The sequence below is a fragment of the Hydrogenophaga sp. genome (assembly GCF_022844385.1).
Taxonomy (GTDB): domain Bacteria; phylum Pseudomonadota; class Gammaproteobacteria; order Burkholderiales; family Burkholderiaceae_C; genus Hydrogenophaga.
The window spans coordinates 105,775-121,464 of the sequence record NZ_JALHLX010000001.1 but is presented as its reverse complement, the minus strand read 5'-3'; the positions used below and the strand labels follow the sequence as shown (position 1 = coordinate 121,464).

At 68.7% G+C, this 15,690-nt stretch carries 11 protein-coding genes; 1 reads left to right on the top strand and 10 read right to left on the bottom strand.

What is annotated here, in order from left to right; all coding sequences use genetic code 11:
* Positions 1–296: 296 nt before the first annotated feature.
* The 10 genes from Q0C59_RS00575 to glgB form a co-directional block, all read right to left on the bottom strand.
* The gene (locus tag Q0C59_RS00575; RefSeq protein ID WP_291210342.1) at positions 297–977 is read right to left on the bottom strand and encodes an ankyrin repeat domain-containing protein; all 681 of its coding nucleotides are present in this window, start codon (positions 975–977) and stop codon (positions 297–299) included.
* The gene (locus tag Q0C59_RS00570) at positions 974–1,465 is read right to left on the bottom strand and encodes a heme-binding protein (protein ID WP_291210339.1); all 492 of its coding nucleotides are present in this window, start codon (positions 1,463–1,465) and stop codon (positions 974–976) included. Before Q0C59_RS00570 ends, Q0C59_RS00575 begins: the two co-directional genes overlap by 4 nt.
* 104 nt (positions 1,466–1,569) lie before the next feature.
* A complete protein-coding gene (locus Q0C59_RS00565; protein ID WP_291210336.1) occupies positions 1,570–2,208 on the bottom strand; it encodes a response regulator transcription factor in 639 nt (212 codons plus the stop codon).
* On the bottom strand, positions 2,205–3,677 hold the full coding sequence (locus Q0C59_RS00560) for a sensor histidine kinase (RefSeq protein ID WP_291210333.1): 1,473 nt from the start codon (positions 3,675–3,677) through the stop codon (positions 2,205–2,207). Before Q0C59_RS00560 ends, Q0C59_RS00565 begins: the two co-directional genes overlap by 4 nt.
* Positions 3,678–3,715: 38 nt before the next feature.
* Complete coding sequence (locus tag Q0C59_RS00555; protein WP_291210330.1) at positions 3,716–6,172, bottom strand: glycogen/starch/alpha-glucan phosphorylase; 2,457 nt, start codon at positions 6,170–6,172, stop codon at positions 3,716–3,718.
* A 62-nt stretch (positions 6,173–6,234) separates the two neighbouring features.
* Complete coding sequence (gene glgA, locus Q0C59_RS00550; protein ID WP_291210328.1) at positions 6,235–7,743, bottom strand: glycogen synthase GlgA; 1,509 nt, start codon at positions 7,741–7,743, stop codon at positions 6,235–6,237.
* Positions 7,740–8,999, bottom strand: a complete 1,260-nt coding sequence (gene glgC, locus Q0C59_RS00545) for a glucose-1-phosphate adenylyltransferase (RefSeq protein ID WP_291210325.1) — start codon at positions 8,997–8,999, stop codon at positions 7,740–7,742. Before glgC ends, glgA begins: the two co-directional genes overlap by 4 nt.
* Positions 9,000–9,087: 88 nt before the next feature.
* The gene (gene malQ, locus Q0C59_RS00540; RefSeq protein WP_291210322.1) at positions 9,088–10,593 is read right to left on the bottom strand and encodes a 4-alpha-glucanotransferase; all 1,506 of its coding nucleotides are present in this window, start codon (positions 10,591–10,593) and stop codon (positions 9,088–9,090) included.
* A complete protein-coding gene (glgX, locus tag Q0C59_RS00535) occupies positions 10,590–12,758 on the bottom strand; it encodes a glycogen debranching protein GlgX (RefSeq protein WP_291210319.1) in 2,169 nt (722 codons plus the stop codon). The genes malQ and glgX overlap by 4 nt, the downstream gene beginning before the upstream one ends.
* On the bottom strand, positions 12,755–14,671 hold the full coding sequence (gene glgB / locus Q0C59_RS00530; protein WP_291210316.1) for a 1,4-alpha-glucan branching protein GlgB: 1,917 nt from the start codon (positions 14,669–14,671) through the stop codon (positions 12,755–12,757). Before glgB ends, glgX begins: the two co-directional genes overlap by 4 nt.
* A 93-nt stretch (positions 14,672–14,764) precedes the next feature.
* Here glgB and Q0C59_RS00525 point away from each other — a divergent pair.
* On the top strand, positions 14,765–15,690 hold a 926-nt coding region (locus tag Q0C59_RS00525; RefSeq protein WP_291210313.1), incomplete at its 3' end, for a cation diffusion facilitator family transporter.

Genomic DNA, 15,690 nt, shown 5'->3' with positions numbered 1-15,690 from the left:
TGCTGGCCATTGTCTATGGGGTGCTGAAGTCCAGAACGCCCTTTGACGCCAGCCGCTTCGCGCCTCTGACTGCTTGACAAACAGAACGGTGTCTTTATTTCGCTGCGCAGAGCGCCGTGCCGCTCCGATCTGACGAGATGTGGGTACACCCACGTTGGAGTGCTGAGATGTTGGCTGCTGGCTGAATCGGGGTGGACGGCGCAGCGAAATAAAGGGAGAGGCGGCCGCAGGCCGACGGAGGACATTCGCGGAGCCGTCCGCCCCGGTTCAGCCAGCGAAGAAGCCTTCTTTTGAAGCTATCGACTCCCGGCCTTTTCCAACATCAAAACCATCGCCGAATACCCCCGCGACCGCGCCAACGCCAGCGGCGTCTGGCCATGCCGATCGGCCAGCTGCAGGTTCGCACCCGCATCGATCAAGGCCTTGAGCGTGGCCTGGTGACGCGCGCCGCCGTCGCCCAGCACGACCGCCTCGATGGCCGCCGTCCAATGCAGGTTGTTCACATGGTCCAGCGGCGCACCGGCGGCAATCAGCTGGCGCACGACACCGTCGTGGCCCAGGTGCGCGGCAGCGATCAGGGCCGTGCCGTCGTAACGGCTGGTGGTCTGTTTTGCGCTCGCACCCAATTGCAGCAACACACGCAGCGTCGCTTCGTCGTCGGCCACCGATGCAATCGTCACTGCGTCATAGCGGTCGTTCTCGAGTCGGTTGATGTCCGCACCGGCCTTGACCAGCGCGGCGATCGCGTCGCGTTGCCGTGCGAAGGTGGCCACGTGCAGCGGCGTGCGGCCGTGGGCGTCGGTGGCGTTCACCGCAGCGCCCCCGGCCAACAGGCGCGCGACCTTGGCTGCGTCGCCCTTGTGCGCCGCTGCGTGCAGACCTGTGTAGGCCGCCGCCTCAGCCGCACTGGGGGCGACCTGGGCCTGGGCGGATGCACCGGTGAGAGCCAGTGCAAGAACCAGCAGCAGCGTTTTCATTTCAACAACTCGGCCACTTTGGCAATGCCCGCGTTCGCGCACTGCTCGTCCAGATGACCACCCGGTGCACCGCCAACGCCCACGGCGCCGATGACCTCGTTGCCGACCTTCACCGGCACGCCGCCGCCCAGCACCAGGAAGCCCGGGATGTCCACCAGCGTTGCGGCGCCGGGGTTCTTCTGTACGTTCTCCAGCATGGCGGCGGTGGTGTTGCGCGCCGAGGCGGAGGTGTATGCCTTGCCTTGCGCGGCGCCCACGGTGTGCGGGCCGGCGTTGTCGGCGCGCTGCAGGGCACGCAGGGAGCCGGCGCGGTCCACCACGGCGGCCGTCACGTTGTAGCCGCTGGCGCTGCACGCTGCGACGGTGGCCGCAGCGATCTGGTTGGCCAGGTCCAGCGACATGTTCTTCTCCACGCGCACGGCCTGGGCGCTGGCGGCGGTGGCGATCAGGGACAGGGCGATGACGGAAGCTTGGGCAATGAATTTCATGGTGTTCTCCGGTGGTGTTGAACGGTTCGATCAACCGTGGGAGAACTGTAAAAATTCGCGGCGCCCACCACCATTCGGGCGGCTACGCGCGGCCCTCCGTAGAACTACGCAGTGCCTGCATCTCCGGCATCGACCAGCGCGGCGTAGTGGCGGATCAGTTGCGCCAGCGACGGCGCCTGCAGCTTGGCAAACAGGTTGGCGCGGTGGGTTTCCACCGTGCGGGGCGAGAGGCCGAGTGCGCGGCCGATTTCCTTGTTGGTCAGGCCCTCGACGATCAGGCCCAGCACCTCGCGCTCGCGCTCCGAGAGCTGCGCAAAACGCTCGCGCGCGGCGCGGTCGGCCTGGTGGCGCTGGCGCGAACGCACATGCAGGCGCACGGCGTTCTGCAGGGCTTCGAGCAACGCCTCGTCGTCCACCGGCTTTTCCAGGAATTCGGCCGCACCTGCCTTGAAGGCGCGACGGCACATGTCCACCGTGCCGTGGCCGGTGAGCATGATCACCGGCTGGTCCACGCCCTGGGCCACCAGGGTGTCGAGCACGCTCAGGCCGCTGATGCCGGGCATGCGCACGTCGAGCACGATGGCGCCGATGGCTTCGCGGTCGAAGGTGCTGAGGAAGGCTTGCGGGTTGCTCCACGGCTGCACGCGCAGGCCCACGGTGCCGATCAGCAAGGCCAGGCTGTCGCGCACGGCCTGGTCGTCGTCGATCAAGTGGATGGTGGGGGAGAGGGTGTCCATGCTCATGCTGGGTTGGCGGCGAGCGGCAGGCGCAGCCGAAACACCGCGCCGCCGGTGGCCGCGTTGGCGGCCGAGAGCGAGCCGCCCATGCCGCTGGCCAGCGTTTCGCACAGGCTCAAGCCCAGCCCCAGCCCACCTTCGCGTGTGGAGAAAAATGGCTCGAACAGGCGTGGCAAGACCTCGGGCGCAATGCCCGGCCCGCTGTCGGCCACGGCGAGTTCGCCCAGGCCATCGACCGTGCGCAAGGTGAGCGTGAGCCGGCGCTGCGTGGCAGGCCCCTGCTCCAGCGCCTGCAGCGCGTTGAGGATCAGGTTGTGCACGATCTGGTCGAGGGCGACCGGGTCGGCCATGACGTTGAGCGCAGGCAAACCTTCGAGCGCTGGCGCCACGCTGCGCCGCTGGCACTCGGGCTCCAGCAGGTGCAGCGCGCGGCGCACCGCTTCCACCGCATCCACGACCTGGCGCTGGCCACCGCTGTCGGGTCGCTCCACCGCGCGGCGCAGCCGGCCCACCACCTCGGCGGCGCGCCGGGCTTGCGCGGCGGCCTGGGCCATGGCGCCGCGCGCGGTGGCCAGCTCGGGCGGGTCGTCGTCCAGCAGTCGTTGCGCGGCCTGGGTGTTGGCCAACACGGCGGTGAGCGGCTGGTTGAGTTCGTGCGCCATGCCGGCGGCGAGTTCGCCCAAGGTGTTCAGGCGCGCCACCTGACCCAGGCGCAGCAGCTCTTCGGCGCGGCGGCGCGCCAGGCGTTGGCGTTGCAGGTGCCGCACCGCTGCGAGCAAGGCCGCCACCGCGAGTGTCCAGGCCAGCATGCGGGCCCAGGGCCACTGCCGCCAGTTCACGGTTTGTGTGGCCACCACGTCAAAGGGCTGGCTCTCGGCCGCCACCACCTTGTGGAACTCGAAGCGCGAACCGGTGCCCGCCTGCAGCCGGCCCGGCTGGACCACGTGGCGCTGGCCCGCATGCTCCAGTTCGACCCGCACCGTGCTGGTCTCGGCCGCCATCGGCCACTCTTCCCAGGGCACCAGCGCCTGCAGGTCGATGGTGAGCGCGAAGCTCGCGGGCTCGGAGGCGAGCACCAGCCGGTAGCGGCCACTGGGCAGATCCAGCGGTGCCAGCGCGGCGCGGCCACTCTGGCGCGACAGGCGCTCGGCCTCGGCCAGTGCGGGGTCGGGCCAGGGCGTGGCGGCGTCGCTGCGCTGCACCGAGAGGATGCGCGGGTAGAGCGCGGGCAGGCGTTGTTCGGGAGAGCCGGTCCGGCTGGCGACGGGCGCGGGCTGCAGCAGTGCCAGCGTGGCCAATATGGCGTCGTGCTGCACCACTTGCTGGCTCAGCAGCCGGTGCACGATGCGCGCGTCGGTCTCGAACAGGGCGCGTTGCTGTTCCAGCGACTGGCGCGCGATGGCGGCCGCGCCGGCCAGGGCGATCGCCGCCCCGCCGACCACCCACCACCAGGAGAAACGCCAGGGTTGCCGCATGCGGCGGATTCTGGCACGCGCCCTGCAAGCCCAAACGGTCAGGGGAACAGCGGCTTGACGTTCCAGATCTCGCTGGCGTATTCGCGGATGGTGCGGTCCGAGGAGAACGCACCCATGCCGGCCACGTTCATCACGGCGTGGCGCGTCCACTCGTCTGGCGTGCGGTAGAGCGCATCCACCTTGTGCTGCGTCGCCAGGTAGTCGGTGTAGTCGGCCAGCAGCAGGTAGTAGTCTGACTCCAGCAAGGTGCGCGTGATGTCGTGGAAACGCCCGGGCTCCTCGGGGCTGAAAGCGCCTTCGGCGATGCGGTCGATGGCGGTCTTGAGGTCGTAGTTGTGGTCGTAGTAGCGGCGCGGGTTGTAGCCGCTGGCGCGCAGGGCCGCCACCTGCTCGGTGCGGTGGCCGAAGATGAAGATGTGCTCCAGCCCCACGTGTTCGGCGATCTCGATGTTGGCGCCGTCCCAGGTGCCGATGGTGAGTGCGCCGTTGAGCGCGAACTTCATGTTGCCGGTGCCCGAGGCCTCGGTGCCGGCGGTGGAAATCTGCTCGGAGAGGTCGGCCGCCGGGATGATCACCTCGGCCAGCGACACCCGGTAGTTGGGGATGAACACCACCTTGAGCTTGTCGCCCACGCGCTTGTCGTGATTGACCACGCGCGCCACGTCGTTGATGAGCTTGATCACCAGCTTGGCCATGAAATAGGCCGAGGCCGCCTTGCCGGCAAAGATCACCGTGCGCGGCACCCAGTCGGCGTTCGGGTGCGCCAGGATCTGCTGGTAACGCGTGACCACGTGCAGCACGTTGAGCAACTGCCGCTTGTACTCGTGCATGCGCTTGATCTGCACGTCGAACAGGCTGGCCGGGTTCACGACCACGCCCGTCTCGGTGGCGATGCGTTCGGCCAGCCGGTGTTTGTTCTGCGCCTTGGCGGCCTGGAAGGCGCTGACGAATTCGGGATCGGTGGCCAGTGGGCGCAGCTGTTCGAGCTCGTCGAGGTTGCGCCGCCAGGTGGTGCCAATGCGCGCGTCGATCAGACTGGCCAGCGGGCGGTTGGCCTGCGAGAGCCAGCGCCGCGGCGTGATGCCGTTGGTCTTGTTGCAGAAGCGCTCGGGGTAGAGGCGCGCGAAGTCGGCAAAGATGGTCTGCACCATCAGCTGGCTGTGCAGGGCCGACACACCGTTGACCTTGTGGCTGGCCAGCACCGAGAGGTAGGCCATGCGCACGCGGCGCTGGCCGCGCTCGTCGATCAGCGAGACGCGGCGCAGCAGGTCGTTCTCGCCCGGGAAACGCTGATGCACCTCGGCCAGAAAGATCGCGTTCAGGTCGTAGATGATGCGCAGGTGGCGCGGCAGCAGGCGGCCCATCAACTCCACCGGCCAGGTCTCCAGCGCCTCCTGCATCAGCGTGTGGTTGGTGTAGCTGAACACCTTTTTGCAGATGTCCCAGGCGGTGTCCCACTCCAGGTTCTGCTCGTCGACCAGCAGGCGCATGAGCTCGGGCACGGCCAGCGCGGGGTGGGTGTCGTTCAGGTGGATCGCCACGCGCTCAGTGAAGAGGTCGAAGTTGCCCTGGTGCTTGATGAAGCGGCGCACGATGTCCTGCAGCGAGGCGCTGACAAAGAAGTATTCCTGGCGCAGGCGCAGTTCCTTGCCGTGGTCGGTGCTGTCGTCGGGGTAGAGCACGCGCGAGACGTTTTCCGACTCGTTCTTGGCCTCCACCGCGCGCATGTAATCGCCCTTGTTGAAGGCGTCAAGGTTGATGCCGCTGGTGGCGCGGGCGGTCCACAGGCGCATGGTGGCCACGCTGCTGAGCTCGTGGCCGGGCACGCCGGTGTCGTAGGCGGTGGCGATCACGTCGTCGGTCTCCAGCCAGCGCACGTGGCCGTCGGTCTGCAGCAGCCGCCCGCCGAACTGCACCGTGTAGCTGAACTCCGGGCGCATGAATTCCCAGGGGTTGCCGTTGACCAGCCAGTAGTCGGGCTCTTCCACCTGGCGGCCGTCGACGATGCGCTGCGCGAACATGCCGTAGTCGTAGCGGATGCCGTAGCCCATGCCGGGAATGCCTACCGTGGCCATGGAGTCGAGGAAACACGCGGCGAGGCGCCCCAAGCCGCCGTTGCCCAGGCCGGCGTCGGCCTCCAGGTCGATCAGCGAATCGAAGTCCACCCCGAGCTGGGCGCAGGCGGTGCGGGCCTCGTCGAGGATGCCCACCGACAGCAGGGCGTTGGTGAGAGCGCGGCCGGTGAGGAACTCCATCGACAGGTAGTACACGCGCTTGGCGTCGTCGTCCTGCGCGGTGGCGAGGGTCTCGCGCCAGCGGTGCATCATGCGGTCGCGCACCGCGTGGAACAGGGCGAACAACCAGTCGCGCCGGGTGGCCGAGCGCGGGTCGCGACCCACCGAGTAGATCAAGCGGTTGGCGATCGACTTGCGAAGGGCATCCACGCTGTTGTCGAGGTGGTCGTATTCGAACGGAACAGGGTCGAGGGTGGACATGGCGGTGGTGCGTGCGTTGTTGGGGCTGAATGGCTGAAGCAATAAGCGTGCTGGTGTGGCGTTCAGGTGGGCAGCACCGAGCGGTAGACCTGCAGATACTCGCCCGCCGCGCGCGCCCAACCGAAGCGAAGCGCCATGGCGTGGCGTTGCACGGCGCGCCAGTCGGCCGGGCGCCGTTGCAACGCAAAGGCCCGCTTGAGTGCTGCCAGCAGGCTCGGCACATCCAGGTCTTGAAACACGAAGCCGCTGGCGCTGCCGTCGTCCAGGTGCTCCAGGCTGCAGTCGACCACGGTGTCGGCCAGACCACCCACGGCGCGCACCAAAGGGAGCGTGCCGTAGCGCAGACCATAGAGCTGGGTCAGGCCGCAGGGCTCGAACCGCGAGGGCAGCAGGATCACGTCGGCGCCGGCAATGACGCTGTGCGCCAGCACTTCGTCGTAGCCCACGGTCAGTGCCACCTGGCCGGGGTGTCGCTGCGCGCAGTCGCGCAAGGCCTGTTCGATGGCGGCATCGCCCGAACCCAGCACCGCCAACTGCCCGCCGCGCTGCACGAGTTCGTCCACCACGGCGGGCAGCAGGTGCAGACCTTTCTGTTCGGTGAGGCGGCTCACCACCGAGAACAGCAGTGCGTCGGGCCGGGGCTGCAGGCCCATGTGCGTTTGCAGGCGGGTCTTGGCTTGGGCTTTGCCCTGCAGGTGGTCGGCATCAAACCCGGGTTGCACCAGCGGGTCGGTCAAGGGGTTCCACACCGCGTCGTCCACGCCGTTCAAGATGCCGTGCAGGTGGGCCTGGCGCTGGCGCAGCACACCGTCGAGCCCGCAGCCTTGCTCAGTGCCGGTGATCTCGCGCGCGTAGGTCGGGCTCACGGTGGTGATGGCGTCGCTGTATTTCAGCCCCGCCTTCATGAAGTTGATCTGGCCGTGGAACTCCAGCCCTTGCAAGTGGAAGAGTGTGTCGGGCAGGCCCAGGCGAGGGCGCAGGCCGGCGTTGAACACGCCCTGGTAAGCCAGGTTGTGGATGGTGAACACGCTGGCCGGGCGGTGCTCGGCGGTGCGCGCGAGCTCGCGCAGGTAGGCGAACGCCAAGCCGGAGTGCCAGTCGTGGCCGTGCACCACATCGGGCTGCCAGCCGGCATCCAGGCCAGTGCCCAGCAGGGCCGCGGCCCAGCCCAGCCAGGCGAATTGCTCGGCGCTGTCGGGCCAGGGGCGACCCTGTTCGTCCAGGTAGGGGTTGCCGTCGCGCTCGTACAGGCCCGGCGCGTGCAGCAGCCACACGGGCATGCCGCTGTCGGTGATGCGCCCGGCGCGCAGCCAGGGTGTGGGGCCGTGCGCCGACGTGGCCTGAGGCCCCACGCCTTCTGGCAGGCCCGGGCTGCCCCCGGGCGGCACCAGCAACGTGGAGCCTTCGGGCGTGACCCCCGCCACCACGCTCGGGAATGCGGGCAGCAGCAACCGCACATCGGCGCCCAACGCCTGCAGGGCGGGGGGCAGGCCTGCGCTCACATCGGCCAGCCCGCCCGTCTTGAGCAGCGGGAACACTTCGGAGCAGACGTAAAGAACCTTGAGATTCATCCCAGTTTTTCCAGCATTTCGCGGGTGACCAGGACGATGCCGGAGGGCGTGCGAAAGAAGCGCCGCCCGTCTTCAGCCGCGTCCACGCCGATCTTCATGCCCGGCGGGATCACACAGCCGTTGTCGACCACCACCTTGTGCAGTTCGCAGCCGCGCCCGATGTCGACTTCGGGCAGGATCACCGACTCTTCGACCGACGCGTACGAATGCACCCGCACCTTGGAAAACAGCACCGAGCGGCGCACCAGCGCACCCGAGATGATGCAGCCACCCGAGACCAGCGAGTCCACCGCGCAGCCGCGGCGGCCGTCGTCGTCGAAGACGAACTTGGCCGGTGGCAGTTGTTCCTGGTAGGTCCAGATCGGCCAGTCGCGGTCGTACATGTCGAGCTCGGGAATGGTGTTGGTGAGGTCGAGGTTGGCGGCCCAGTAGGCGTCGATCGTGCCCACGTCGCGCCAATAGGCCGGTGCTTCGGGCGTGCTTTTCACGCACGACAGGCCGAACGGGTGTGCCGCAGCGTCACCGGCAGCCACCATGGCCGGGATGATGTCCTTGCCGAAATCGCGGCTGGAGCCGGGCGTGCTCGCATCGCGCTTGAGGGCCTCAAACAGGTGTTCGGTGTTGAACACGTACACGCCCATGCTGGCCAGCGCCATGTCGGGATTGCCGGGCATGTGCGGCGGTTGGGCGGGCTTCTCCAGGAAATGCACGATGTTGCGCTCGGCATCGATGTCCATCACGCCGAAAGCCGTGGCCTCGGCCAGCGGCACCTCGATGCAGGCCACGGTGCACTTCTTGCCCAGCGCCACGTGGTCGGCGATCAGGGTGGCGTAGTCCATCTTGTAAATGTGGTCGCCCGCGAGCACCAGGATGTACTCGGGCTTGTGCGCGCGCAGGATGTCCAGGTTCTGGTAGACCGCGTCCGCCGTGCCCATGTACCAGCTCTCGTCGTCCATGCGCTGCTGGGCCGGCAGCAGGTCGATGAACTCGTTGAACTCGTTGCGCAGGAAACTCCAGCCCCGCTGCAGGTGGCGCAGCAGGCTGTGCGACTTGTACTGCGTGAGCACGCCGATGCGGCGCACGCCCGAGTTCAGGCAGTTGGAGAGCGCGAAGTCGACGATGCGGAACTTGCCGCCGAAGTACACCGCCGGTTTGGAACGTCGGTCGGTGAGGGCGTGCAGGCGCGAGCCGCGTCCCCCGGCCAGCACCAGGGCGATCGTGCGCTTGGCCAGTTGCTGCGGTGAGGTTTTTTCCATGTGTGTCTCCGTGGGTGGTGGGGCGGGTGCGTCTTGCTGCGCACTGGCTCGATGGATCGTGACGGAATCGCGTGAACAGTTGGTTTGACTAGGGTATTCGGCCGTGTGCGCGTGTCATGGCGAGCAGGCGTTCTGCCGGGCGGTGATCGATCTGGCGCCAGTCGAACCGCCATTCCCAGCAGCCGGTGGGCTGTCCGGGGGTGTTCATGCGGTGTTTGCCGTCCAGCCCCACCACGTCCTGGAACGGCAGCACCAGCGTGTTGGCCACCGATTGGGACAAGGCGGTGATCAGCGTCCAGTGCGGCTCGGTGTCCACCGCCGGGCCGAGGTAGGCGCGCGCGGCTGCCTTGTCGTGGGAGGAGGCGGCGCGCCACCAGCCCAGGGTGGTGTCGTTGTCGTGGGTGCCGGTGTAGGCCACGCAGTTGCGCTCCAGGTTGTGCGGCAGGTAAGGGTTGCCCGGCCCGCCCCCAAAGGCGAACTGCAGGATGCGCATGCCGGGGAAGCCGCAGGCCTCGCGCAGCGCGGTGACTTCGGGTGTGATCAGGCCCAGGTCTTCCGCGATGATGGCCAGCGGACCCAGCTCTTCCTGCAGCGCGGCGAACAGCGGCAGGCCCGGGCCAGGCCGCCATTGGCCCGCCACCGCGGTGGGCTCGCTGGCCGGAATCTCCCAGTGCGCTTCGAAGCCGCGAAAGTGGTCCAGCCGCACCACGTCGACCTGCTGGAACAGGTGCGCCACCCGGTCCTTCCACCAGCGGTAGCCGCTCTGCGCCATCACCGGCCAGTTGTAGAGCGGGTTGCCCCAGCGCTGGCCGGTGGCGCTGAAGTAGTCGGGCGGCACCCCGGCCACCACCTCGGGCTCGAAGTCGTCGCCAAGCAGGAACTGCTCGGCATGGGCCCACACATCGGCGCTGTGGTGCGCCACAAAAATCGGCGCGTCGCCCACCATCTGCACACCGCGGCTGCGCGCGTAGTCGCGCAGCGCCTGCCACTGCACCCAGAAACGCCACTGCACGAACTGCCAGAAACCCAGCGCCTTGGGCGAATGCTGGCGCACCTCGTCCAGGGCCGTCGGGTCGCGCTGGGCCAGCGGTGCGGGCCACTGCGGCCAGCTGCCGATGTGGCGTTCGCTGAGCACCATGAAGAGGGCGTAGTCGTCCAGCCAGTGCGCGTGTTCGGTGCAGAAATCGGCCAGCGCTGCGCGGCAGTCGGCACTGGCGCGCTGGCTGAAGCCGTCCCAGGCCTTGCGCACACAGGCCATGCGCCAGGGCGCCACGCGGGTGAAGTCGCAGCGGTGGTGGTCGAAGCCCTGGGTCGGCATCCAGGGCAGCCAGCCCATCTGAACCAGGTCGTCGAGGTCGACCATGAGCGGGCTGCCGGCGAAGGCCGAAACGCTCTGGTAGGGCGAGTTGCCCGGCCCGGCCGGCGACAGCGGCAGGATCTGCCACATCGACTGTCCGGCCGAGGCCAGCCAGTCCACGAAGTGGCGCGCGCCGATGCCCAGGTCGCCCGAGCCGTGGGGGCCGGGCAGGCTGGTGATGTGCAGCAGCACGCCGCTGGTGCGGCGCGCCAGATGGGGGTGGATGGCGGTGTTCATGGGCGGTGTGGCGAGGTGCCGCCCGATGCATGCAAGCCCTGGACCAGCACCCACACGCTGGCCAGCTGCAAGGCCAGGTGGCCGGTGAGCTTGTCTGCCACCTCGCCCGGCAGCACCACCCGCTCGCCGGCGCTGTCCAGCACCACGCGCCACTCGCCAGGCGGCAGCTGCAGTTGGACGCGGCCGTGGTCGGCGTGCCAGACCAGCAGCAGGCGCTCCAGCGGCGGCGCGCCAGCTTCGCCCACGGTGATCAGGGCCGTGAGCGTGTGGCGATCGCGGGCCTGCCAGGCCTCAAGCCGCAGGGGCTGGCCGTCGGTGTCGAGCCAGGCGATGTCGGGCGATGTACCGGCCGGGTGGCCAACGCCTTCGAACCAGCGTGCGTGGCGCAAGCCGGGGTGCTGCCGTCGCAGCGCCGCGAGGCGGGCCACGAAGTCCGCGAGTTCGGTATCGGCCCTGGCCCAGTCCAGCCAGGTGGTGGTGTTGTCCTGGCAGTAGCTGTTGTTGTTGCCCTGCTGGCTGTGGCCGAGTTCGTCACCGGCCAGCAGCTGCGGTGTGCCTTGCGCGCAGAACAGCGTGGCCAGCAGCGCGCGGCGCCACTGGCCGCGGCGGTGCAGCACCGCGGGGTCGTCGGTCGCGCCTTCCACACCGCCGTTGGCGCTGAGGTTGTGGCCGTGGCCGTCGCGGTTGTTTTCCCCGTTGGCCTGGTTGTGTTTGTGTTGGTGGGCGGTGAGGTCGGCGAGGTTGAAGCCGTCGTGCGCGGTCACCATGTTCACGCTGGCAGTGGGCAGGCGGCCTCGCTGGTTGAACACATCGCCGCTGGCGCACACCCGGGTGGCGAGTTCGCCGCGCGTGCCGTGGTGGCCGAGCCAGAAGGCGCGCACACCGTCGCGGAAGCGGTCGTTCCACTCCAGCCAACTGGCCTCGAAACCGCCCAGGTGGTAACCGTTCGGCCCCACGTCCCAGGGCTCGGCGATCAGGCGCACGTTGCGCAGCACCGGGTCGTGCGCCATGGCACTCAGCAGCGCGCTGCGCGGGTTGAATGCGTGGCCCAGCGCCGCGTCGCGGCCCAGCGAGACGGCCAGGTCAAACCGGAAACCGTCCACGCCGAAGGCCTGCACCCACCAGCGCAGGCTGTCCATCACCCACTGCTGCACGCGCGGCTCGCTGAACGCCAGGCTGTTGCCGGTGCCACTGAAGTTGTGCGGCACGCCGTGCTCGCCCATGGCGTACCAGCGGTTCTGGCCCAGTCCACGCCAGCTCAGCGTGGGGCCGTCGAGGTCGCTCTCGGCCGTGTGGTTGAAGACCACGTCGAGCACCAGCTCGATGCCGGCGCGGTGCAGGGTGTCGACCATGTGGCGGAACTCGGCGCGCACGGCGGCGGTGTCTTCGGCGCCGGCCGAGGCGTAGGCCGGCTCGGGCGCGAACGCATTGAGTGTGTTGTAGCCCCAGTGGTTGCTCAAGGCCCGTTGGATCAGGTGGCGCTCGCTGATGTGCTGGTGCACCGGCAGCAGGCAGACGGTGGTGATGCCCAGGCGCTGCAGGTGCTGCACCACGGCGGGGTGGGCCAGCGCCGCATAGGTGCCGCGCTGGTGCTCGGGCACCTCGGGGTGCAGGCGGGTGAGGGCTTTCACGTGCGCCTCATAGATCACCACGCGGTCACTGGCCACGGCGGGTCGGGGTGCGATGGCCAGGCCCGCAGCCAGCTCGGCCTGCGCGTCCACCACGACGCAGCGAGGCATGAGGGCGGCGTTGTCGGTCGGGTCGGGCTGGTGATCGCTCCAGGCTTGCGTGGGGTGCAGCGGGTCGGCGCACATGTGGCCGGTCTGCAGGGCCAGGCGCTCGGTGTTGCCCACCAGGGCGAGTGCCCACGGGTCGAGCAACAGGTGCGCGGGGTTGAAGCGGTGTCCGGCTTCGGGCTGCCATGGGCCGCTGGCGCGCAGGCCGTATTGCTGGCCCGCGCCCACACCGGGCACGAAGGCCGACCACACGCCGTCACCGGTGGGCTGCAGCGCCACGCGCCGGTGTTCGGCCGGGGCGTCGGGTTCGAACAGGCACACATCCACGCCGTGGGCATCGGGTGCCCAGACCGAGAAGTGCACGCCGCCCTCGCCCTGCTGGTGGCAAAGATGCGCACCCAGCGCAGGAGAGCCGCAGGGGGGCGTCATGCCTGTTCTGGCTGGAGCCACAACACAGCGAGCGGTGGCAGCGCCAAGGCTGCCGACCAGCGCTGGCCGTGCTGCGCCACGTCGTCGGCCACCACACGGCCGTGGTTGCCCACGTTGCTGCCGCCGTAGTGGCTGGAGTCGGTGTTGAGCCGCTCCTGCCAGTGCCCGCCGTGCGGCAGGCCCACGCGGTAGCCGTGGCGCACCATGGGCGTGAGGTTGGCGATCACCACCACCGTGTCCTCAATCGCGTGGCCGAAGCGTGCGAAGGCCAGCACCGAGTGGTCGGCGTCGTCCACCACCAGCCACTGGAAGCTGTAAGGGTCGGTGTCGCGCGCGTGCAGGGCCGGCGCACTGCGGTAGACGTGGTTGAGGTCGCGCACCAGGTGCTGCACGCCGGCGTGTGCCGGGTCGTTCAACAGCTGCCAGGGCAGTTCGGCGTCGTGGTCCCACTCGGTCGGCTGCGCCAGCTCGGCGCCCATGAACAGCAGCTTCTTGCCCGGGTGGGCGTACATCCAGGCGTAGAGCGCGCGCAGGTTGGCCAGTTGTTGCCAGCGGTCACCGGCCATCTTGTTCAGCAGCGAGCCCTTGCCGTGCACCACCTCGTCGTGCGAGAGCGGCAACACATAGTCTTCGGTGTGCGCGTACATCATCGCGAAGGTCATCTTGTTGTGGTGCCAGCGACGGTGGATCGGGTCGAGCGCGAAGTACGACAGCGTGTCGTGCATCCAGCCCATGTTCCATTTGTGGTCGAAGCCCAGACCTCCCTCGGCCACCGGACCGGTCACGCGCGGGAAGGCGGTGGATTCTTCGGCCAGGGTGGTGGCGCGGGGCGCCTCCTGGTGCAGCACCTCGTGCACCTCGCGCAAGAAGGCAATGGCTTCGAGGTTCTCGCGCCCGCCGTGCTCGTTGGGCACCCACTCGCCGGCCGGGCGGCTGTAGTCGCGGTAGAGCATGGAAGCCACCGCGTCCACACGCAGTCCGTCGATGCCGTACTGCTCGACCCAGAACAGCGCGTTGCCCACGAGGAAGTTGCGCACCTCGTGGCGGCCGAAGTTGTAGATGAGGGTGTTCCAGTCGCGGTGGAAACCTTCGCGCGGGTCGGCGTGTTCGTAGAGGGCCGTGCCGTCGAAACGGGCCAGTGCGTGTTCGTCGGTGGGGAAGTGGGCGGGCACCCAGTCCAGGATGATCTTCAGCCCGGCGGCGTGCGCGGTCTGCACGAAGCGGCGGAACGACTCGGGCGAACCATGGCGCGCGGTGGGGGCGTACAGGCCGGTGGGCTGGTAGCCCCACGAGGCGTAGAACGGATGCTCGCTCACCGGCATCAGCTCCAGATGGGTGAAGCCCATGTCCACCGCGTAGGGCACGAGGTGGGTGGTGAGGTCGTCCCAGGTGGGCACGGTGTGCGGGCCGTCGGGCCGGCGCCACGAGCCTGCGTGCACCTCGTAGATGGCCATGGGCAAGTCGGGTCGCTCGTGCGCGGCGCCGCGCCGGTCGGCCGGCGCGCGCAGGGGCTCGCACACGCGGGCTGCGTTGCCCGGGGGCAGTTCCGTCTCGCGGGCGTAGGGGTCGGTCTTGAAAACGTGGCGGCCGTCGCTGCCCTGCACGTCAAATTTGTACCAGTCGCCCACCGCCGCGCCGGGCACGAAGAGTTCCCACACGCCGCATTCGGGGCGCAGGCGCATGGACTGCGCTTGCCATTGGTTGAAGTCGCCCACCAGGCCGACGTGCCGCGCGTGTGGCGCCCACACGGCAAAGGCGGTACCGGTCTGGCCGTCCAGCGTGGTGGCGTGGGCCCCGAGCTTCTGCCAGGGGCGCAGGTGCTTGCCTTCGGCCAGCAGCCAGACATCGGTCTCGCCGAGCCAGAAGCTGTTGGAGGGGGCGGGGGCTTCGGTGGGGGTGGGTGTGGGTGTCATGGGCGCGGTGTATCGGGTCATTCTGGCACCGCTTGTGCCGGGATGGTCGTTGCCCTTCAGCTTCACACAAGGCGGGTGCCCGACAATCCGGCCATGACCCCCGCCCAAGCCCGCCTGCTCACCCCCCGACGCCTGCTCATGGCCTCGGTGGTGGTGGCCCTCATGACCATTGCGCTGAAGACGGGCGCCTGGCTCATCACCGACTCGGTGGGACTGCTGTCCGACGCGATGGAGTCGCTGGTGAACCTGGCCAGTGCGATCTTCGGCTTGGTGATGGTGACCATTGCGGCGCGTCCGGCGGATGAGGACCACCCTTATGGCCACCACAAGGCCGAATACTTCTCATCCGGTTTCGAGGGCATCCTGATCATCGCGGCGGCCCTGGGCATCATCTGGGTGGCCGGGCACCGGTTCTTCGACCCCCAGCCGATCCAGCAGGTGGGCTGGGGCCTGGCGCTCTCGGTCGTGAGTTCCGCGCTCAACGGCCTGCTGGCCTGGGTGATGTTTCGCGCCGCGAAGGAACACCGTTCGATCGCGCTGGAGGCCGACGCCAAACACCTGGTCACCGACGTGTGGACTTCGGTGGGTGTGGTGGTGGGCATTGCGCTGGTGAGCTTCACCGGCTGGCTCTGGCTGGACCCGCTGGTGGCCATGGGTGTGGCGGCCAACATCCTGAAAGAAGGTTTTCACCTCATGTGGCGCTCGTCGCAGGGTCTGATGGACGAGGCGCTGGAGCCCGAGGTGATGGCCACCATCCAGCAAACGCTGGACGGTTTTGCATCCGCCGAGGGCGAGGCCCGCATCATCCGGTTTGACCACGTGAGCACACGCAAGGCCGGCCAGCGGCGTTTTGTCGACCTGCACATGCACATGCCGGCAAGCTGGTCGCTGGGCCGGGCGGCTGCCGTGCGCGCCAGCGTGGAGCAGGCGCTCATGAGCGCGGTGCCGGGGCTGCGAGCGACGATTCAGTTATTGCCCAGCGATGTGGAAGCGCACTTTGACGATGAAAAGGATCTGAT